The organism is Pseudomonas sp. W2-17, from assembly GCF_041060445.1.
Lineage (GTDB): Bacteria > Pseudomonadota > Gammaproteobacteria > Pseudomonadales > Pseudomonadaceae > Aquipseudomonas.
The window spans coordinates 309,292-328,719 of sequence record NZ_JAUFNS010000004.1; the positions used below are offsets into that span (position 1 = coordinate 309,292).

Genomic DNA, 19,428 nt, shown 5'->3' on the forward strand with positions numbered 1-19,428 from the left:
CCGTACAATGCCGGGTCATTTCCCAGTCACCGCAACCGACAACGGCCGACCATGCGTACCAGTCAATATTTGCTCGCCACACAGAAAGAAACGCCATCCGATGCGGTCGTAATCAGCCATCAGCTGATGCTTCGCGCCGGCATGATTCGCAAACTTGCCTCCGGTCTCTACACCTGGCTCCCCATGGGCCTGCGGGTACTGCGCAAGGTCGAAGCGGTGGTTCGCGAAGAGATGAACGCAGCTGGCGCGCTGGAAGTGTTGATGCCGGGTATTCAGCCGGCAGAGCTCTGGCAGGAGTCGGGCCGCTGGGAACAGTACGGTCCTGAGCTGTTGCGCCTGAAAGACCGTCACGATCGTGATTTCTGCGCGGGCCCGACCCACGAAGAGGTCATCACCGATCTGGCCCGCAACGAGCTCAACAGCTATAAACAGCTGCCGATCAACATGTATCAAATCCAGACCAAATTCCGTGACGAAATCCGTCCGCGCTTCGGTTTGATGCGCGGCCGCGAGTTCATCATGAAGGACGCCTATTCCTTCCATGCGACCCAGGATTCCCTTCAGGAAACCTACGACCGTATGCATCAGGCGTACTGCAACGTGTTCACTCGCCTGGGCCTGAACTTCCGCCCGGTCGTGGCCGACAACGGCTCCATTGGTGGCGCGGGCTCCCATGAGTTCCACGTGCTGGCCGAGTCCGGCGAAGACGACATCGTGTTCAGCGACACCTCCGACTACGCCGCGAACATCGAAAAGGCTGAAGCCATTCCGCGCGAGGCCAGCCGCCCTGCGCCGACTGAAGAGCTGCGCCTTGTCGACACCCCTGACGCGAAGACCATCGCGGCCCTGGTCGAGCAGTTCAATCTGCCGATCGAAAAGACCGTCAAGACGCTGGTTGTGCATGCCGCTGAAGAGGGCAAGCTGATTGCGCTGATCATCCGTGGCGATCACGAGCTCAACGAAATCAAGGCGTCGAATCTGGAGCAAGTCGCCAGCCCGCTGGTCATGGCCTCCGAAGCCGAACTGCGCGATGCCATTGGCGCCGGCGCGGGTTCCCTCGGCCCGCTGAATCTGCCGCTGCCGTGCATCATCGACCGCTCGGTTGAGCTGATGAGCGACTTCGGTATTGGCGCGAACATCGATGACAAGCACTACTTCGGCGTCAACTGGGAGCGGGACCTGCCGGTTCCGGCCGTCGCTGACCTGCGTAACGTCGTCGCTGGTGACCCAAGCCCGGATGGTCAGGGCAACGTGATCATCAAGCGCGGCATCGAAGTCGGGCACATCTTCCAGCTGGGTACCAAGTACAGCGACGCGATGAAGTGCCAGGTGCTGGGCGAGAACGGCAAGCCTGTCACATTGACCATGGGCTGCTACGGGATTGGTGTGTCGCGCGTTGTGGCGGCCGCGATCGAGCAGAACAACGACGCAAACGGCATCATCTGGAGCGACGCCCTCGCGCCTTTCCAGATCGCCCTCGTGCCGCTGCGCTACGAAACCGATGCGGTCAAAGAGGCAACCGACAAGCTGTACGCCGAACTGACGGCTGCCGGCTTCGAAGTGTTGCTGGATGACCGCGACAAGAAGACCAGCCCGGGGATCAAGTTCGCTGACATGGAACTGATCGGCATTCCGCATCGCATCGTGGTCAGTGACCGTGGTCTTGCCGAGGGCAACCTCGAGTACAAGAGCCGCACCGAAGCCGAAGCGCAGGCCCTGCCTGTCGCCGATGTGTTGTCTTTCATCAAGGACCGGATCAAGCGCTGACCGGATTGCGCGCCTGCGATTGTGCAGGCGCGCTTTCATCCGCCACGCCTCTGCTATGCGCCTTACCTGCACCTAGAGATCTCATGTTCAAGCGAAATCCCTCACGTCTCGCAGGCGCTGTGCTGTGCACCAGCCTGTTTCTCGGCGGCTGTGCCAATCATCTGTCTCAACGCAGCGAGCATGAAGAACGTGTCGAGCGCAAACTGCTCGATCACAGTTTTCAGGTCGACCTTGGCGAGCCCAAGACGCTGGAATTACCCCAGCGCCGGATACGCATCCACGAGCTGAAAACCTTCGACATCACCGAATTCGAGGTCACCCGGCACTACGACCGGTACACGCCGTATCAACCGTGGCGAGAAGTCTACGAAATCCCCCTGGGCGCGGTGGCCATCGTCGCGGGCATCGGCGCCAATGTGGTCAACGTGCTGACGTTTGGCAGTCTGCCCGACAGCGTCACCAAGGACTGGCTCACTTACGGCGTCGCGGGGGTCAACCCGTTCATGAACGCACCCTCCCATGGTCGCGCTCAACAAAACCTGGCCGGTATCGACGAAGTACAGCGCGATCACCGCGTCGAGCATTCGAGCCTGCCGTGGAGTGAAGCGCCGGTTGAAGTCACTGCGGGCAAAGAGACCCACGAGTTGAATACGGATCGTAACGGCGTGCTGCGCGTGAATCTGCTGGACAGCCCGTTCGCCGAGCAGAACCTCAGCTATGTCACGCAACTGAACATCAAAGTGCAGGATGACCAGAGCAACGTTCAGGCAACTGCCACGTTGCCACTGAGCAAATCACTGCGCGGCAAGCTGATTGAAGCCCACGACCTGATCTACGACGATCTGGAAGATGACGAAGTCAGCCAGTGGGTGCATCGCGTCAAGCGCCTTTCCGAGCTTGGACTGGAAGAGGAAGCCAGTGAGCTGGAACAGTCATTGATCGAGCTGACCCGCAACGATCCGCAACTGCAGCACGAATTCCTTAGATCACTGGCGAAAGACGCCGGTCGACTGGTCGCTGTGCCTCCGGGCAGTGAATAGCCTGGCCTGAACCAGCCTCAGCTGAACAACTCGAGCTGCTCATGGGCAGCCCGAAGGTCATGCAGACGCACGCCGACTCCCAGCAATCGCACAGGCTTGCCGCCGCGTGCGAACGCCTGGGTCAGCAGTTGCTCATAACTGCTCAAGTCCCGCCCTGCTCCCGCCTGTTCCAGCGTTGTCTGGGTGAAGTCGTGAAACTTGACCTTCACGAACGGCTTGCCGGGGCGGTAGAGGCTGTCGATCCGCGCGATGCGGTCGTTCAACGTTTCCAGCAATGCCGGCAGCATCAACAGGCAACTGGCGAGGTCCGGCAGATCAGTGTCATAGGTGTTTTCGACACTGACCGACTGGCGGCGATTGTCGTTCTGCACGGGCCGCTCATCCACACCATGGGCCAGATTCCACAGCCGCTCGCCGAATGAGCCGAATTCTCGCACCAGCGACAGCTTGCTCCAGCCGCGCAAATCGGTGCAGGTGACGATGCCGAGGCGGCCCAGCTTGTCGGCCGTTACTTTGCCAACGCCGTGTAACTTGGACACCGGCAATTCGGAGACAAAGTCTTCCACCTGATCCGGGGTAATGACAAACAACCCGTTGGGCTTTTTCCAGTCGCTGGCGATCTTGGCCAGAAACTTGTTAGGCGCGACGCCGGCGGAAACCGTGATGTGCAACTGATTGGAGACACGCCGGCGAATGTCCTGGGCGATCCGCGTCGCGCTGCCGGCAAAATGCTCGCATTCCGTGACATCCAGATAAGCCTCATCCAGCGACAGCGGCTCGATCAGATCGGTGTAGTCACGGAAGATCGTCTGGATCTCTTTCGATGCTTCTTTATAGGCATCCATTCTCGGCTTTACGATGGTGAGGTCCGGGCACAGCGTTAGCGCGTGCCGGGATGACATCGCGGAGCGGATGCCGTAGGCCCGAGCTTCGTAGTTGCAGGTGGCGATCACACCCCGCCTTTCTGCCGACCCGCCAACTGCCAACGGCTTGCCGGCCAGGCGCGGGTCGTCGCGCATCTCAATCGCGGCGTAGAAGCAATCACAGTCGATATGGATGATTTTGCGCTGCGGCATCACATGGGGTCGTAGGAAAACGGTCGTGCAGTATCTCATTCACGCGACTTTCTGACACTGAATAAGCCTCGTCGCCTACGGCCATGCCACTCCACGAAACCGCCCATGAAAGTCCCGAAAGCGAGACGCGCCATGGCCCTCTGCGACACGTTCACGCTAACCGATTGAAGAAAAAGCCTTTTTTTCTGCCGATTGCTTGACAGCCCGGCGATCCTCTGTAGAATGCCGCCACACAGACGCGGGATGGAGCAGTCTGGTAGCTCGTCGGGCTCATAACCCGAAGGTCGTCGGTTCAAATCCGGCTCCCGCAACCAAACATCAAAAAAGGCTACTCGAAAGAGTGGCCTTTTTTGTGGCTGTCATTTAGGGAAGCGCGATCCCGCCGCCCTCTCCTCCCAGCGCTTCATATAAATGAAACAAGGCCTGTGGATGATGGCGACCTGCCGCCAGGCGCGGGTTGCGATAAAAGCCTTGTCCAACCGCCACTTAGGCGCCCCAACGCCCCCGATGTGGTTATTTTGTCGATCTCTGGCATTAAAGGTTGACACTTCGTCGTTCGACTGTAGAATGCCGCCACACAGACGCGGGATGGAGCAGTCTGGTAGCTCGTCGGGCTCATAACCCGAAGGTCGTCGGTTCAAATCCGGCTCCCGCAACCAACATCTAAAAAGGCTACTCGAAAGAGTGGCCTTTTTTTTGCCTCGCTGAAAGCGCTCGAACAGCGGGCCGGAATCCTTGTCACATCCCATTACCAAGGGTGCGTTCATCCGAGAGGTCTTGTTACTGTATGTTGCCGGGAGCAATAGTTTTGATCTCCCCTGCCGATACGCTGGCCAGCGACTGAACCTAGACTGAACGGTCACTGATACGTATCCGTGGTATTCGCCCGTTAGACGTTCAAGCGCTAACATCCTGAATTATTTTTTGCGTAGGGATTGGTAACTTGGCTGTATACCTCCATCCTGTCGCGCACGATCCAAGGAGTGATTGATGCGCGCCAACCCGTCCGACACAAACGAAGCAGTGACGGAGCATCCTCCGGCTCCCCCGAAACGACTGCGTCTACGCGAACTGGTGAGCAAGTACCGTCAACCCATTGGGTTAGGCGTCACCATCCTTCTGTTCGCCATCGCCCTGATCGCCTGTCGGCACATGCTGACCGAGCTGGACATCTACGCCCTGCAGGATTCGCTGCTCAGTGTGCCGCTGCCTTCTCTGGCCGGCGCAGTGCTGGCGACTGCCATCGGGTTCGTGATTCTGCTGGGCTACGAGTGGTCCGCCAGTCGCTACGCCAATGTCGATCTGCCACCGAAGTCGCTGATCATGGGCGGGTTTTGCGCGTTCGCCATCGGCAACGCCGTAGGCCTGTCGATGTTGTCCGGCGGCTCGGTTCGTTACCGCCTTTACTCGCGATTGGGACTGGGTGCTGGCGAAGTTGCCCACATGACCCTGTTTGCCAGCCTTTCCTTGGGTTGCGCACTTCCCCCGCTGGCTGCCCTCGCGACCTTGAGCGACCTGCCAGCCGCTTCGCTGGCGCTGCATGTATCAGTGCCCGTACTGGCAACCGTTGCAGTCGCCGTGCTCGCGTTCAGTCTGATTCTGGGATATGCGATCTATCGCCGACGCCTGCCGGAACAGACGATCCCGCATAACCTGCTGGTCCGCGCCGGACGCCGCACCCTGCGTCTGCCTGGCGTACGCCTGACCCTGATGCAGTTGGTGATCACTGCGCTGGACGTCGCCGCCGCTGCTGCCGTCCTCTATCTGTTGCTGCCCTCCGCCCCGCCCTTCGGCGCGTTTCTGCTGGTTTACCTGCTGGCCCTGGCCGCAGGTGTCCTCAGCCACGTGCCCGGTGGCGTCGGCGTCTTTGAAGCCATTCTGCTCGCCGCCTTTGCCGACGAGCTGGGCGCCGCGCCGCTGGCCGCCGCGCTGCTGCTGTACCGCCTGATCTACGTGGTGATGCCGCTGCTGATCGCTTGTCTGGTACTGCTTTACAGCGAGGCCAAGCGACTGTTGTTTGCGCAACAAGCCATGCGCGTTGCATCCGGCCTTGGCGCTCCGATTCTGGCGCTGCTGGTATTTCTCTCCGGCGTGGTGCTGCTGTTTTCTGGCTCGACCCCCGAGATCGACACCCGCCTGGAGAGTCTTGGCTTCCTGATTCCCCATCGACTGATCGACGCCTCTCACTTCGGCGCAAGCCTGATCGGCGTGCTCTGCCTGTTGCTTGCGCAGGGCCTGCGTCGTCGCCTGTCGGCGGCGTGGATGCTGACCACGATTCTGCTGTTTGTGGGTTCCATTCTGTCGATCCTCAAGGGTTTCGACTGGGAAGAAGCCAGTCTGCTGCTGCTGACCGCGTGCCTGCTGACCATCTTCCGTCGCTCGTTCTACCGCCCTAGTCGCTTGCTGGAACTGCCGTTTTCACCGCTGTATCTGGTCGCCAGTGTCTGCGTGCTGGGTGCTTCGGTGTGGCTGCTACTGTTCGCCTATCAAGACGTGCCCTACAGTCATCAGCTGTGGTGGCAGTTCACACTGGACGCCGATGCCCCACGCGGTCTGCGTTCGGCGCTCGGAAGCGCGGTGCTGCTGCTGATTGTCTCGCTGACGTGGCTGCTGCGTACCGCGCGCCCTGTGATCAACCTGCCCGACGAGGCACAGCTGGCCAAAGCCGCGGAGATCATCAAAGCATCCAGCCAGCCCGATGGCGGTTTGGTGCTGACCGGCGACAAGGCCGTGCTGATGCACCCGGACGGCAATGCGTTCCTGATGTACGCCCATCGCGGCCGCAGCCTGGTTGCACTGTACGATCCGATCGGCCCGACCCAGCAGCGGGCCGAGCTGATCTGGCAGTTCCGCGATCTGTGTGACGTTCACCATGCCCGCCCGGTGTTCTATCAGGTGCGTGCGGAGAACCTGCCGTTCTACATGGACATCGGCCTGACTGCGATCAAGCTGGGCGAAGAGGCCCGGGTCGATCTGCACAAGTTCGACATCGAAGCCAAGGGCAAGGAAATGAAAGACCTGCGCTACACCTGGAATCGGGGTGGGCGCGACGGTCTGTCGCTGGAAATCTACGAAGTGGGTCAAGCGCCCATGGACGAGCTCAAAGTGATTTCCGATGCGTGGCTGATGGGCAAGAACGTGCGCGAGAAAGGCTTCTCCCTCGGGCGCTTCAGCCTGGATTACCTCAAGCATTTCCGGATCGCCATCGTGCACTTCCAGGGCAAGCCGGTCGCGTTCTCCAATTTGCTGGAGACCTCGCGCAATGATCTGGCAAGCCTGGACCTCATGCGCTCGCATCCGGAAGCGCCGAAGCTGACCATGGAATTCATGATGGTCGGGCTGATCCTGCATTACAAAAAAGAAGGTTACGCCCGCTTCAGCCTCGGCATGGTGCCGTTGTCCGGGCTGCAACCGCGACGTGGCGCGCCCTTGACCCAACGTCTGGGTTCGATGGTGTTCAGCCGTGGCGAGCAGCTCTACAACTTCCAGGGGCTGCGCCGTTTCAAAGACAAATTCCAGCCTGACTGGGAACCTCGTTATATGGCCGTGCCCGCAGGACTTGATCCGCTCGTGGCACTGGCAGATACCGCCGCCCTGATCGCGGGCGGCCTGACTGGATTGGTGAAACGCTGATGATTCAACGCTACTGGCGCTTTTTGCTCGCAGCCCTGGTAATTCTGGTGGTGGCATTGGGTTTCTGGCTGTGGAACCGCCCCGCCGCGCAACCGACCCTTGAACACATCACGCTGGATGACGGCTCTGCGTTGATCCGGGTGGTGCCCTCGACCAAGGTGAAAACCCAGGTCGCGCTCGCCGTTACCACTGAAGAATCACTGACCGAGAAACAACTGCTCGCCCTGAGCTACGACGCTTCCGCTCGCGTGATCCAGGTGACGCTGCCCAAGGACGACTGCCAGCTTCAGGCGAAGACCTTCAATGCCGCCCTGCAAAAGCTCGACGGCGCGCCGGATCTGGTTGCCGGCGTCGGTTCAGGCGCTTCCCTGGCGTGGCGCTGGCTGGCCGGTCAGGACAACGACAACGCCCGTGCCATCTCGGTAGGCTTCGTCCGCGATCAGCCGGGTTGTACCGATCCTGTGCCGAAAGCCGCAACCCACGGCAAGTGGACGGTCGCCTGGAACGACGGCCCCGACGACGAAAGCGCCACGCTGGTCCGTGACGCACCCAATACCGAAACCAGCATCAGCGACTACGACATCAAGTACCCGCAGGTGCTGAACAACGAAGTGCGCCGTCGCCTGATTGGGGGTGACGACAACGGTGGTCTGAACATTCCGGTGGTTGAGGTGCCTTCTTCCCAGCCCTCTGACACGGTGACGCTGTTCCTGTCGGGCGACGGTGGCTGGCGCGACCTGGACAAGGACGTGGCGGGCGACATGGCGAAAATGGGTGGCTACCCGGTCGTCGGCATCGACACCCTTCGTTACTACTGGGAGCACAAATCCCCAGAACAGACCGCCGCTGATCTGAGCGAGCTGATGGCCCATTACCGGCAGAAATGGGGCGCCAAGCATTTCGTGTTGGCGGGCTATTCCTTCGGCGCCGACGTATTGCCAGCGATCTACAACCGCTTGCCGGAAGAAGACAAGGCGCGGGTCGACGGCATCATCCTGCTGGCCTTCGCCCGCACCGGCAGCTTCGAGATTGCTGTCGAAGGCTGGTTGGGCGCCGCCGGTAAAGAAGCGGCAACCGGGCCTGAAATGGCCAAGCTGCCCGGCGACAAGGTGTTGTGCGTCTACGGCATCGAAGAGAAGGATGAAAGCGGCTGTACGGAAACCACAGCACCTGGCGAGAAGATGCAACTGCCAGGCGGCCATCACTTCGACGAAGACTACCCGGCCCTGGCCAAGCGCCTGAGTGCGGTGATCGACAAGTGGAAGGGCAAAGAGCCTGCCGCGGAGTAATCGCCCGCCCATAAAAAATCCCCGCTCTCTTGCGATTGCGGGGATTTTTTTGTTTCAGGGCCTGCTCACGACGGGTCCCACCTCTGGTTACGCACTGTCCCCGTAGGACCGGCTTCAGCCGGGAAGAGACCGGTGCATACGCCATCAATCTCACGGCATGACACCCGGCACATTCCCGGTTAAACCCCGCCGAAGCGGAGCTGCTTACATCTCCACCTGCGTGCCCAGTTCGATCACTCGGTTGAACGGCAGCTTGAAGAAACGCAAATTGCCGTTGGCGTTCTTCAACATGAACGCGAACAGGCCCTCGCGCCAGCGGGCCATGCCCACCAGTTTCGACGAGACCACGGTTTCGCGGCTGAGGAAATAGGTCGTGCGCATCTGGCTAAAGTCCAGCTCCTTCAGGTGACACAGGCTCAGCGCTGCCGGCACGTCCGGCTCGTCGATGAAGCCGAAATGCAGAATCACGCGATAGAAGCCCTCGCCAAACGCCTCGACCTCGAAGCGCTGGGCCGTCGGTACGCGCGGAGTGTCCTCGTACACGACGGTCAGCAACACCACTTGCTCATGGAGCACCTGGTTGTGCAGCAGGTTATGCAACAGCGCATGGGGAACGGCGTCCGCACGGGCCGTGAGAAATACGGCCGTGCCCTGAACGCGATGGGGCGGCTGCACACGAATACTGCTGATGAAGATCGGCAGCGGCAAACCGCCTTGGTCGATGCGCTCCACCAGCAGCTGTTTGCCGCGCTTCCAGGTGGTCATCAGGATGAACAGCGCGATCCCCGCCAGGAACGGGAACGCCCCGCCCTGAATGACTTTTGGCACGTTGGCCGCGAAGAACATACCGTCCACGAACAGGCATCCGACCAAAATCGGCACCGCGATCAGCGGCGGCCATTTCCAGGCCAGCAGCATGACCGACGCCACCAGAATCGTTGTGCAGAGCATCGTGCCGGTTACTGCCACGCCGTAGGCCGAGGCCAACGCGCCGGAGGATTCGAAGCCCAGCACCAGCAGGATGACCCCGACCATCAGCGCCCAGTTCACCGCACCGATGTAGATCTGCCCTTGGGCGTCGCTCGAGGTGTGCTGGATGTACATGCGCGGGATGTAACCGAGCTGAATCGCCTGCAGCGTCATCGAGAACGCCCCGGAAATCACCGCCTGGGAAGCAATAATGGTCGCCAGCGTCGACAGGGCAATCAAAGGCAACAGGCCCCAACTCGGCGCCAGCAGGTAGAACGGGTTGCGCACCGCTTCAGGGTCCTGAATCACCAGGGCGCCCTGACCGAAGTAGTTCAGCACCAGTGCGGGCAGGACCAGCGCGAACCACGCGCGGGAGATCGGCTTGCGACCGAAGTGACCCATGTCCGCATACAGCGCCTCGGCACCGGTCAGTGCGAGCACCACAGCGCCCAGAACCGAAACGCCAATGCCGGGATGATCAATAAAGAAGCGAACCGCCCACACCGGGTTGACGGCATGCAGCACTTCCGGCTGCTGCAGGATGCCGTGAACGCCGAGTACACCGAGGGTCACGAACCACAGCACCATGATCGGGCCGAACATCACGCCGATCCGCGCAGTGCCGTGACGCTGAATCAGAAACAGCGCCACCAGCACCACCAACGCAATCGGCACCACCCAGTGCTCCAGTCCGTCAAAGGCCAGCTCCATGCCCTCGACCGCGGACAGCACGGAAATTGCCGGGGTGATCATGCTGTCGCCGTAAAACAGCGCCGCGCCGAACAGGCCGAAGACAATCATGCTCGCCTGCAGCTTCGGATATTTGGCTGAAGCCCTTCGCGCCAGCGCCGTTAGCGCCATGATGCCGCCTTCGCCTTCGTTGTCAGCGCGCAGCACCAGGGCCATGTATTTGAAGGAGACCACCCAGATCAGTGACCAGAAGATCAGCGACAGAATGCCCAGCACGGCATCGTGGCCGGCTTGCACGCCATAGCCGCCGACGAAGACCTCTTTGATGGTGTAAAGCGGGCTGGTACCGATGTCGCCATAGGCTACACCCACCGCGCCCACCAGCAGACTCAACGGTTTCGCCGAAGAATGCCCGACCTCTGCCTGACTCGTTGCGTGACCCATTTACCACTCCTGAAACCATGACTCGAGCACCGCGATCCGGCGTTGTCGGATTGACCCACGCCGCACCGGTAAATTCCGATGCGCCCGGCCCACTTGGGGTGCCGGGCGTAACGCCGCGAAGCATAGCGCAGCACTCGTCGTAATTCTCTGTATAACACTGGTCAATCGTTCGAGGCGCCGCTAGAATTGCGCACTTTTTGATCAGAGGCGCCCCAAGCGCCCAGTCAATGCCTCGGCCAAACGCCGGGCATCCTACGCCGAGGTTAGTCAATGTCCACCGTCACCACGTCTGCCGCCCCCAAGGTCGGCTTTGTCAGCCTCGGTTGCCCGAAGGCTCTGGTCGATTCCGAGCGCATCCTGACTCAGCTGCGCATGGAAGGCTATCAGGTCGTGCCGACCTACCAGGACGCTGACGTGGTCGTGGTCAACACCTGCGGTTTCATCGACAGCGCCAAGGCCGAGTCCCTCGAGACCATTGGCGAGGCGCTGGCCGAAAACGGCAAAGTGATCGTCACCGGCTGCATGGGCGTGGATGAAAGCGTGATTCGCAGCGTGCACCCGAGCGTGCTGGCCGTGACCGGTCCGCAGCAGTACGAGCAAGTGGTCAATGCCGTCCACGACGCCGCCCCGCCGAAGCTCGATCACAACCCGCTGATCGATCTGGTGCCGCCGCAAGGGGTCAAGCTGACCCCACGCCATTACGCGTACCTGAAGATTTCCGAAGGCTGTAACCACAGCTGCAGTTTCTGCATCATCCCGTCCATGCGCGGCAAGCTGGTCAGCCGTCCGATTGGCGATGTGCTCGACGAAGCCCAGCGTCTGGTCAAAGCCGGCGTGAAAGAGCTGCTGGTGATCTCCCAGGACACCAGCGCCTATGGCGTCGACATCAAGTACCGCACCGGTTTCTGGAACGGCCAGCCGGTCCGCACGCGCATGACCGAGCTGTGCCAGGCACTGAGTTCGTTGGGTGTGTGGGTACGCCTGCACTACGTTTACCCGTACCCGCACGTCGACGAGATCATTCCGTTGATGGCGGCGGGCAAGATCCTGCCGTACCTGGACATCCCGTTCCAGCACGCCAGCCCGAAGATTCTCAAGCTGATGAAACGCCCGGCCTTCGAAGACAAGACCCTGGTGCGCATCAAGAACTGGCGCGAACAGTGCCCGGACCTGATCATCCGTTCGACCTTCATCGTCGGCTTCCCGGGCGAGACCGAAGAAGACTTCCAGTACCTGCTGGACTGGCTGACTGAAGCCCAGCTCGATCGCGTCGGCTGCTTCCAGTACTCCCCTGTCGAGGGCGCTCCGGCGAACCTGCTGGATGCACCGATCGTTCCGGACGACATCAAGCAAGATCGCTGGGATCGCTTCATGGCGCATCAGCAAGCCATCAGCGCCCCGCGCCTGCAGATGAAAATCGGCAAGGAAATCGAAGTGCTGATCGACGAAGTGGACGAGCAGGGTTTCGTCGGTCGTTCCTTTTTCGACGCGCCGGAAATCGACGGCAACGTGTTTGTCGAAAGCGACCGTGACTTCAAGCCAGGCGACAAGGTCATGTGCCGCGTAGTGGATGCCGATGAGTACGACCTGTGGGCTGAGCCGATCTAACGCTCAATCCCTGGCTCGCACGCCGCTTCACCTCCAACAGCCCCGCCCGTAAAACGGCGGGGTTTGTTTTTTCTGGCTATCGTCCCCACATCAGGATCACTACCCAGGGAGCAGCGGCAACATGCCCCACCACTCGGTCATTTATCTGCCCAGGCAGCACGACTTCGCCGAACTCACCCGCGTATGGGAAGCCTCCGTGCGCGCGACCCATGACTTTCTGCCCGAGAACTACATCACGCTGCTCCGGCATCTGCTGGAAACCCAGTACCTGGGCGCCGTGAACCTGTTCTGCACCCGCGACCCACACTTGCACATCACCGGTTTCGCCGGCACCACCCCGGGCAAACTCGAAATGCTGTTCATTGCCCCCGACCACCGTGGCACGGGCCTGGGCAAGCAACTGCTGGACTACGCGATGGCGCACTTCCACATCACCGAGCTGGACGTGAACGAACAAAATGCTCAGGCGCGGGGGTTTTACGAACGGCAGGGGTTTCAAGTGGTGGGCCGGACCGAGCTGGACGGGCTCGGCCGACCGCATCCGATATTGCGGATGCGGCTCAAGGTCATGTGAAGCAACCCTGCATCAGCGCTTCAGACTCTCCAGCAGTACTTTGTTGAACTGCTGAGGGTCCTGAATCTGGGGCGCATGGCCCAACCCTGCGAACTCCACCAGCGTCGCCTGCGGAATGCGCTTGGCCGCGGCCTTGCCCAGCTCCGGGTAGTTACCCAGTGTCTTGCGTAACGCCTCGGGCGCCGCGTCCTTGGCAATGGCGGTATTGTCCTTCTGCCCGATGAGCAACACGGTGGGCATCTTCAGTTTTTCGAAGTCGTAGAACACCGGTTGATTGAAGATCATCCCGTAGGTCTGCGCTGACGCCCGCGCCACCTCCTCCTTGCCTTTGCCGTTGAACATCCCGGCCTGCATGTCGACCCAGTGGTCGAACTCGGGCCGCCATTCGTTGGCGTAATAGGTCGACTGCTGATACTTGCGAATGCTGTCGGCGCTGGTCTTCAGCTCACGGGCGTACCAGTCATCAAAACTGCGATCCGGGACACCTTTGGCTTTCCAGTCTTCCAGACCGATCGGGTTGACCAGCAGCAGCTGATCCACCTGCTCGGGGTACATCAGCGCAAAACGGGTCGCTAGCATGCCACCCATTGAATGCCCGACCACGGTGACGTGATCAATACCCAGTTGGGTCAGCAGCGCTTTGGTGTTCTGCGCGAGCTGCTCGAACGAGTACTTATAATCCGCCGGTTTGCTGGAGCGGCAGAAACCGATCTGATCCGGCGCGACCACACGATAACCCGCGCCCGTCAGCGCCTTGATGGTGCCTTCCCACGTGGCGCCGCAAAAATTCTTGCCGTGCAGCAGCACCACGCTGCGACCATTGGCAGTGCCGGTCGGCTTGATGTCCATGTAACCCATCTGCACGGGGGCGCCCTGGGACTCAAAGCTGAAATTCTGCGCCGGGAACGGATACTGAAAGCCTTCCAGCTGTGGGCCGTAGGCCGGGGCTTGCGCAGCGAGCAGCGGCAGGCTGACAGTCATCAGCAGTGCGGGTAGCCATTTGGTCATGAATTCGCTCCAGACAATGTAGGAATACAGAGCAGACCTGCGTCGCTCCCGGAAAAATCCATCGAGTGGCGGCTTATTCGCCAGGCAATTTCAATGTGGCCGCGATTAACGGTGCATGCGCGGGTACAATAGGCGCCTTTCCATTTTGTTACGGCTTTTCTCATGACTGACCCCATTCGCCTTTCCAAACGCCTTATCGAGCTGGTCGGCTGCTCCCGTCGCGAAGCCGAGCTGTTTATTGAAGGCGGCTGGGTCACGGTGGACGGCGTTGTCGTCGACGAGCCGCAGTTCAAGGTCGAAAACCAGACCGTGGTGCTGAACGCGGAAGCGAAAGCCGATACGCCTAAATCCGTCACCCTCCTGTTCAACGCCCCGGCGGGCATGACCCCTGAAAGTGCCTTGGCGCTGATTACGCCCGGCACGTTGTCGGCGGACCACAGCATCGGTCGACGTCCGCTCAAAGGGCACTTTCTGCGCCTGGAAGCGATTTCCACGCTGCAAGCCAACGCCAGCGGCCTGATGGTGTTCAGCCAGGACTGGAAAATCCTGCGCAAACTCACCGACGACCGCAGCAAGATCGAGCAGGAATACGTCGTCGAAATCTCGGGCGACATGGTTGCCCACGGCCTCAACCGCTTGAACCACGGCATGACCTACAAGGGCAAGGAACTGCCGAAGGTCAAAGCCAGCTGGCAGAACGAAAACCGCCTGCGCTTCGCCATGAAAAACCCGCAGCCCGGCGTCATTGCCCAGCTGTGCGAGGCAGTAGGCCTGAAGGTTGTTTCAGTGCGGCGCATCCGTATCGGCGGCGTCTCCATCGGCAAGGTGCCTGAAGGCCAGTGGCGCTACATGACCGACAAAGAAAAATTCTGAACCCCTTTGTGAGCGCCGCATCCCATTTCGCGTGCGCTCATCTGCGAATCCCCAGGAAATACACGCACCATGATGAACAACGATGTACTGCGCAGCATCCGTTACATGCTTGATATCAACGACGCTAAAGTGGTCGATATCATCAAGCTCGGCGGGTTCGACGCGACCAAGGCCGATGTCGCGGCCTACATGAAGAAAGACGAAGAAGAAGGCTTCGTACCCTGCAGCGACGAAGTCATGGCGCACTTCCTCGACGGCCTGGTGTTCTTCAAGCGCGGCAAGGACGAGAGTCGCCCGCCGCTGCCTGTCGAACTGCCCATCACCAACAACATCGTCCTGAAAAAGCTGCGTGTGGCCTTCGAGCTGAAAGAAGACGACATGCACGCCATCCTCAAGGCGTCCGAGTTCCCGGTGTCCAAGCCTGAGCTCAGCGCCCTGTTCCGCAAGGCAGGCCACACCAACTACCGCGTCTGCGGCGACCAGCTGCTGCGCAACTTCCTGCGCGGCCTGACCCTGCGCGTCCGCGGCTAAGCGCTGCAGATCGTCCATGACCCAGGCCTACAGCGTCTCGCCGATCGGCTTCATGCGCTCATGCTTCAAGGAAAAGTTCGCCATTCCCCGGCAGCCGCAACTGGCGCCTGCCGCGCGGGGCGTGCTGGAGCTGGTCGCGCCTTTTGATCAGGGTGACGCCGTGCAGGGCCTCGAACAGGTCAGCCATGTCTGGCTGCTGTTTCTGTTTCATCAGGCCCTGGAGGACAAACCGCGACTCAAGGTGCGCCCTCCTCGCCTGGGCGGCAATCAGTCAATGGGCGTATTCGCGACGCGCGCGACCCATCGGCCGAACGGCATCGGTCAGTCGGTGGTCAAGCTGGACAAGGTCGAAGCCGGGCGCCTGTGGTTGTCGGGCATCGACCTGCTGGACGGCACGCCGGTGCTGGACGTGAAACCCTACGTACCTTATGCCGACGTGATCGTCGATGCGCGCAACAGCATGGCCGCCGCCGCGCCGGAGCTGATTCCAGTGCAATGGGCAGACGCGGCGCTTGGCCAGGCTCGCGAACAGGGGCTGCGCCTCGAAGAACCGCTGATCGAGCTGATCGAGCAGTGCCTGGCCCAAGACCCGCGACCGGCCTACCAGACACCCACGCCAGCGCGACGCTACGGCGCGCAGTTCTGGGACCTGGACGTGCGCTGGCACTATCCGCAGACAGGCGTCATTTGCGTGCTGGAAGTGGTGCCTGCCGCCGGGTCATAAGCGACTTACGCCCGCCCACAAAAAAACCGCCTGGTCCGTGACCTCCAGGCGGTTTTTTTCAGACCCCAAAAAGGCGGGTGCCTGTACTGACCTATTCGCCGATGACGTCACCCTCGCAGTGCTGCGAGGATGATTCATCGGCGATTGGGTCGTATCTGTACGCGATTACTTCTCGACGAAAGCGCGCTCGATCAGGTAATCACCCGGCTCACGCATGCGTGGCGAAACGGTCAGACCGAAGCTGTTCAGCACTTCGCTGGTTTCGTCGAGCATGCTCGGGCTGCCGCACAGCATGGCGCGGTCGTCCTGCGGGTTGATCGGAGGCAGGCCGATGTCGCTGAACAGTTTGCCGCTGCGCATCAGGTCGGTCAGGCGGCCTTCGTTCTCGAATGGCTCGCGGGTCACGGTCGGGTAGTAGATCAGCTTGTCGCGCAGCATCTCGCCGAAGAATTCGTTCTGCGGCAGGTGCTCGGTGATGAACTCGCGGTAAGCGACTTCGTTCACGTAACGCACGCCGTGGCAGAGGATGACCTTCTCGAAACGCTCGTAGGTTTCAGGGTCCTGAATGACGCTCATGAACGGCGCCAGGCCAGTCCCGGTGCTGAGCAGATAAAGGTGTTTGCCCGGCTTCAGGTCGTCCAGCACCAGCGTGCCCGTAGGCTTTTTGCTGATGATGATCTCGTCGCCTTCCTTCAGATGCTGCAGCTGCGAGGTCAGCGGGCCGTCCGGCACCTTGATGCTGAAAAACTCCAGATGCTCTTCCCAGTTCGGGCTGGCAATGGAATAGGCACGCATGAGCGGGCGCCCGTTTGGCTGCTGCAGACCGATCATGACGAACTGACCGTTCTCGAAGCGCAGGCCAGGATCACGGGTGCACTTGAAACTGAAGAGGGTGTCGTTCCAGTGATGAACGCTGAGGACACGCTCGTGATTCATGTTGCTCATGGTACGTGGGAGCTCCTGAGAAATAACGTGCGCCAGTCAATGCGCCATTGCGCGACATTCTAGTGGCAGACACAATATCTGTTAACTGAATTATCAAGATATAGGTTATCGGTTATATAGATATGCGATTTACTCTCCGTCAGCTCCAGGTTTTCGTCGCCGTCGCCCAGCAGGAAAGCGTTTCCCGCGCCGCGGTCCTGTTGTCCTTGTCGCAATCGGCGGCGAGCACGTCCATTACCGAACTGGAACGCCAGTCCAGCTGCCAGCTGTTCGACCGCGCCGGCAAGCGACTGAGCCTCAACGCGACCGGCCGGCAGCTCTTGCCCCAGGCCGTTGCGCTGCTGGATCAGGCCAAGGAGATCGAAGACCTGCTCAACGGCAAGTCCGGCTTCGGTTCGCTGGCGGTCGGCGCGACCCTCACCATTGGCAACTACCTCGCCACGCTGCTGATCGGCAGCTTCATGCAGCGCCACCCCGAGAGCCAGGTGAAGCTGCACGTGCAAAACACGGCGAACATCGTTCAGCAGGTCGCTCACTACGAGATTGATCTGGGCCTGATCGAAGGCGACTGCAGCCACCCCGACATCGAAGTGCAGACTTGGGTCGAGGATGAGCTGGTGGTGTTTTGCGCCCCTCAGCATCCGCTGGCCAAAAAAGGCCGGGCGTCACTGGAGGAGTTGACGCACGAGGCGTGGATTTTGCGGGAACAGGGTTCGGGGACGCGCCTGACCTTCGATCAGGCCATGCGTCATCACTTGAACAGCCTGAACGTGAGGCTGGAGCTGGAACACACCGAGGCGATCAAACGCGCCGTTGAATCCGGGCTGGGGATCGGCTGCATTTCGCGTCTGGCCCTGCGTGACGCTTTCCGTCGGGGCAGCCTTGTGGCGGTTGAAACGCCGGAGCTGGATCTGGTGCGGCAGTTCTACTTCATCTGGCACAAACAGAAATATCAAACATCGGCTATTCGCGAATTCCTCGACCTCTGCCGCTCATTCACCGCCGGGGTAAACCGTAGCGATGAGATCGTCCTGCCGAGCATCGCCTGACGCGCCGCCCGGCTAAATTCAGACCCCGTCAGCCCAGCAGAATCAGGCCCCAGACCACGGCAATCATGCTCAGCGCCACGAACTGTGCGGCGCTGCCCATGTCTTTGGCGTTTTTGGACAAGGGGTGACGGTCCAGAGAGATTCGGTCAATCGCGGCTTCGATGGCCGAGTTCAGCAGCTCAACAATCAGCGCCAACAGGCACACCGCTATCAGGATCGCCCGCTCGCCGCGGCTGACGTGAAAAACGAACGACAGCGGGATCAACACGACGTTGAGCAGCACCAGTTGACGGAACGCCGCTTCGCCTTTGAATGCAGCGGTCAGGCCGTCGAAGGAGTAGCCAGACGCGTTGAGAATACGTTTCAGGCCAGTCTGGCCTTTGAATGGGGACGTCATAGGAAAACTACTGATGAATGAAAGCGGTGGAGGCTAGTGCGGCGACGGTCAAAAAAGTGTGAAGGTCGACCGCGTATAGCCCGGGGCTGAGCGTGATTCAGGGGAATCAGCTCTGCGGAATGGATTCCAATTGTTGCAGCAGCAAGGCTGCCTGGGTTCGGGTGCGCACATTGAGCTTGCGAAAGATCGCTGTGACGTGGGCCTTGATCGTCGCTTCCGACACGCTCAGCTCGTAGGCGATCTGCTTGTTCAGCAGCCCCTCGCAGACCATCGTCAACACGCGAAACTGCTGGGGCGTCAGGCTGGCAAGGCCTTCGCTGGCGGCCTTGGCCTCCGGCGACACGCTGATGCTTTCGTTGACCTGCGGGGGCCACCAGACATCGCCATCCAGCACCGTTCGCACGGCCTTCTGAATGGTTTCGAGGGAACTGGATTTAGGGATGAAACCGCTGGCGCCGAATTCCCGGGACTTGACCACCACCGCAGCCTCTTCCTGAGCAGAAACCATCACCACCGGCACCTGTGGGTACTGACCGCGCAACAGCACCAACCCCGAAAAGCCATAGGCGCCGGGCATGTTCAGGTCCAGCAGGACCAGATCCCAATCGGACTTCTCGGTCAGTCGCGCTTCGAGATCGGCGATGCTCTCGGCCTCGACCAGCCTTGCATCCGGCCCGAGCCCCAGGCTCAGCGCCTGATGCAATGCGCTGCGAAACAGGGGATGGTCGTCGGCAATCAGGATTTCGTATGGCATTTCATGATCCTTTAAGTGACTCAGCGCCGACGAATTCAACACCTAATGAGGCAGCCC

The 19,428-nt window shown here is 60.6% G+C and carries 16 protein-coding genes and 2 tRNA genes; 12 read left to right on the forward strand and 6 right to left on the reverse strand.

Going from position 1 to position 19,428, the window contains the following annotated elements:
- Window positions 1-51 precede the first annotated feature (51 nt).
- Window positions 52-1,767 carry a proline--tRNA ligase gene (locus QWI20_RS07265; protein WP_369304858.1) on the forward strand — a complete coding sequence of 572 codons (1,716 nt, stop codon included), beginning with the start codon at window positions 52-54 and terminating at the stop codon, window positions 1,765-1,767.
- Window positions 1,768-1,850: 83 nt separating this feature from the next.
- Window positions 1,851-2,807 (forward strand): hypothetical protein, encoded by a 957-nt coding sequence (locus QWI20_RS07270; protein ID WP_369304860.1) that lies wholly within the window; start codon window positions 1,851-1,853, stop codon window positions 2,805-2,807.
- A 17-nt stretch (window positions 2,808-2,824) separates the two neighbouring features.
- On the opposite strand, the gene dinB is transcribed toward QWI20_RS07270, so the two are convergent.
- Window positions 2,825-3,883, reverse strand: coding sequence for a DNA polymerase IV (gene dinB / locus QWI20_RS07275; protein ID WP_369304862.1), 1,059 nt, complete (start codon window positions 3,881-3,883; stop codon window positions 2,825-2,827).
- A gap of 237 nt (window positions 3,884-4,120) precedes the next feature.
- On the opposite strand from dinB, the gene QWI20_RS07280 reads away from it, so the two are divergent.
- The 4 genes from QWI20_RS07280 to QWI20_RS07295 all read left to right on the forward strand — a co-directional run bounded on the left by QWI20_RS07280 (window position 4,121) and on the right by QWI20_RS07295 (window position 8,805).
- Window positions 4,121-4,197, forward strand: a tRNA-Met gene (locus tag QWI20_RS07280).
- A 268-nt stretch (window positions 4,198-4,465) separates the two neighbouring features.
- Window positions 4,466-4,542, forward strand: a tRNA-Met gene (locus QWI20_RS07285).
- Between the two features lie 331 nt (window positions 4,543-4,873).
- Window positions 4,874-7,516, forward strand: coding sequence for a bifunctional lysylphosphatidylglycerol flippase/synthetase MprF (gene mprF, locus QWI20_RS07290; protein WP_192170851.1), 2,643 nt, complete (start codon window positions 4,874-4,876; stop codon window positions 7,514-7,516).
- Window positions 7,516-8,805: a virulence factor family protein gene (locus tag QWI20_RS07295; protein ID WP_369304864.1), complete on the forward strand. Its 1,290-nt coding sequence runs from the start codon at window positions 7,516-7,518 to the stop codon at window positions 8,803-8,805. Before mprF ends, QWI20_RS07295 begins: the two co-directional genes overlap by 1 nt.
- A 204-nt stretch (window positions 8,806-9,009) precedes the next feature.
- Here QWI20_RS07295 and QWI20_RS07300 read toward each other — a convergent pair whose 3' ends face one another.
- Complete coding sequence (locus QWI20_RS07300; protein ID WP_369304866.1) at window positions 9,010-10,908, reverse strand: potassium transporter Kup; 1,899 nt, start codon at window positions 10,906-10,908, stop codon at window positions 9,010-9,012.
- A 270-nt stretch (window positions 10,909-11,178) separates the two neighbouring features.
- Between QWI20_RS07300 and rimO the strand changes: the two genes are divergently transcribed.
- Window positions 11,179-12,516, forward strand: a complete 1,338-nt coding sequence (gene rimO / locus QWI20_RS07305; protein ID WP_369304867.1) for a 30S ribosomal protein S12 methylthiotransferase RimO — start codon at window positions 11,179-11,181, stop codon at window positions 12,514-12,516.
- Window positions 12,517-12,637: 121 nt separating this feature from the next.
- A complete protein-coding gene (locus QWI20_RS07310; protein ID WP_369304869.1) occupies window positions 12,638-13,090 on the forward strand; it encodes a GNAT family N-acetyltransferase in 453 nt (150 codons plus the stop codon).
- A gap of 12 nt (window positions 13,091-13,102) precedes the next feature.
- Here QWI20_RS07310 and QWI20_RS07315 read toward each other — a convergent pair whose 3' ends face one another.
- Window positions 13,103-14,098 carry an alpha/beta fold hydrolase gene (locus QWI20_RS07315; RefSeq protein WP_369304871.1) on the reverse strand — a complete coding sequence of 332 codons (996 nt, stop codon included), beginning with the start codon at window positions 14,096-14,098 and terminating at the stop codon, window positions 13,103-13,105.
- A gap of 162 nt (window positions 14,099-14,260) precedes the next feature.
- On the opposite strand from QWI20_RS07315, the gene QWI20_RS07320 reads away from it, so the two are divergent.
- The 3 genes from QWI20_RS07320 (at window position 14,261) to tsaA (ending at window position 16,226) form a co-directional block, all read left to right on the forward strand.
- Entirely contained in the window at window positions 14,261-14,971 is a 711-nt protein-coding gene (locus QWI20_RS07320) for an rRNA pseudouridine synthase (protein ID WP_369304872.1), read from the forward strand.
- A 69-nt stretch (window positions 14,972-15,040) separates the two neighbouring features.
- Window positions 15,041-15,502: a DUF1456 family protein gene (locus QWI20_RS07325; RefSeq protein ID WP_074891250.1), complete on the forward strand. Its 462-nt coding sequence runs from the start codon at window positions 15,041-15,043 to the stop codon at window positions 15,500-15,502.
- A 16-nt stretch (window positions 15,503-15,518) separates the two neighbouring features.
- Complete coding sequence (tsaA, locus tag QWI20_RS07330; RefSeq protein ID WP_369304874.1) at window positions 15,519-16,226, forward strand: tRNA (N6-threonylcarbamoyladenosine(37)-N6)-methyltransferase TrmO; 708 nt, start codon at window positions 15,519-15,521, stop codon at window positions 16,224-16,226.
- 165 nt (window positions 16,227-16,391) lie between these two features.
- Here the strand turns inward: tsaA and fpr are convergent, their stop codons facing one another.
- Entirely contained in the window at window positions 16,392-17,171 is a 780-nt protein-coding gene (gene fpr, locus QWI20_RS07335) for a ferredoxin-NADP reductase (RefSeq protein ID WP_065989778.1), read from the reverse strand.
- A 122-nt stretch (window positions 17,172-17,293) separates the two neighbouring features.
- Between fpr and QWI20_RS07340 the strand changes: the two genes are divergently transcribed.
- Window positions 17,294-18,220: a LysR family transcriptional regulator gene (locus QWI20_RS07340; protein WP_192170845.1), complete on the forward strand. Its 927-nt coding sequence runs from the start codon at window positions 17,294-17,296 to the stop codon at window positions 18,218-18,220.
- Between the two features lie 28 nt (window positions 18,221-18,248).
- Here QWI20_RS07340 and QWI20_RS07345 read toward each other — a convergent pair whose 3' ends face one another.
- A complete protein-coding gene (locus QWI20_RS07345; protein ID WP_065989780.1) occupies window positions 18,249-18,617 on the reverse strand; it encodes a diacylglycerol kinase in 369 nt (122 codons plus the stop codon).
- Between the two features lie 106 nt (window positions 18,618-18,723).
- Window positions 18,724-19,371 carry a response regulator transcription factor ErdR gene (erdR, locus tag QWI20_RS07350; protein WP_065989781.1) on the reverse strand — a complete coding sequence of 216 codons (648 nt, stop codon included), beginning with the start codon at window positions 19,369-19,371 and terminating at the stop codon, window positions 18,724-18,726.
- Window positions 19,372-19,428: the final 57 nt, after the last annotated feature.

Coding starts and splice junctions, on each gene's coding strand:
- QWI20_RS07265 (WP_369304858.1), top strand. CDS start 52: ATGCGTACCAGTCAATATTTGCTCGCCACACAGAAAGAAACGCCATCC.
- QWI20_RS07270 (WP_369304860.1), top strand. CDS start 1,851: ATGTTCAAGCGAAATCCCTCACGTCTCGCAGGCGCTGTGCTGTGCACC.
- dinB (WP_369304862.1), bottom strand. CDS start 3,883: ATGCCGCAGCGCAAAATCATCCATATCGACTGTGATTGCTTCTACGCC.
- mprF (WP_192170851.1), top strand. CDS start 4,874: ATGCGCGCCAACCCGTCCGACACAAACGAAGCAGTGACGGAGCATCCT.
- QWI20_RS07295 (WP_369304864.1), top strand. CDS start 7,516: ATGATTCAACGCTACTGGCGCTTTTTGCTCGCAGCCCTGGTAATTCTG.
- QWI20_RS07300 (WP_369304866.1), bottom strand. CDS start 10,908: ATGGGTCACGCAACGAGTCAGGCAGAGGTCGGGCATTCTTCGGCGAAA.
- rimO (WP_369304867.1), top strand. CDS start 11,179: ATGTCCACCGTCACCACGTCTGCCGCCCCCAAGGTCGGCTTTGTCAGC.
- QWI20_RS07310 (WP_369304869.1), top strand. CDS start 12,638: ATGCCCCACCACTCGGTCATTTATCTGCCCAGGCAGCACGACTTCGCC.
- QWI20_RS07315 (WP_369304871.1), bottom strand. CDS start 14,098: ATGACCAAATGGCTACCCGCACTGCTGATGACTGTCAGCCTGCCGCTG.
- QWI20_RS07320 (WP_369304872.1), top strand. CDS start 14,261: ATGACTGACCCCATTCGCCTTTCCAAACGCCTTATCGAGCTGGTCGGC.
- QWI20_RS07325 (WP_074891250.1), top strand. CDS start 15,041: ATGATGAACAACGATGTACTGCGCAGCATCCGTTACATGCTTGATATC.
- tsaA (WP_369304874.1), top strand. CDS start 15,519: ATGACCCAGGCCTACAGCGTCTCGCCGATCGGCTTCATGCGCTCATGC.
- fpr (WP_065989778.1), bottom strand. CDS start 17,171: ATGAGCAACATGAATCACGAGCGTGTCCTCAGCGTTCATCACTGGAAC.
- QWI20_RS07340 (WP_192170845.1), top strand. CDS start 17,294: ATGCGATTTACTCTCCGTCAGCTCCAGGTTTTCGTCGCCGTCGCCCAG.
- QWI20_RS07345 (WP_065989780.1), bottom strand. CDS start 18,617: ATGACGTCCCCATTCAAAGGCCAGACTGGCCTGAAACGTATTCTCAAC.
- erdR (WP_065989781.1), bottom strand. CDS start 19,371: ATGCCATACGAAATCCTGATTGCCGACGACCATCCCCTGTTTCGCAGC.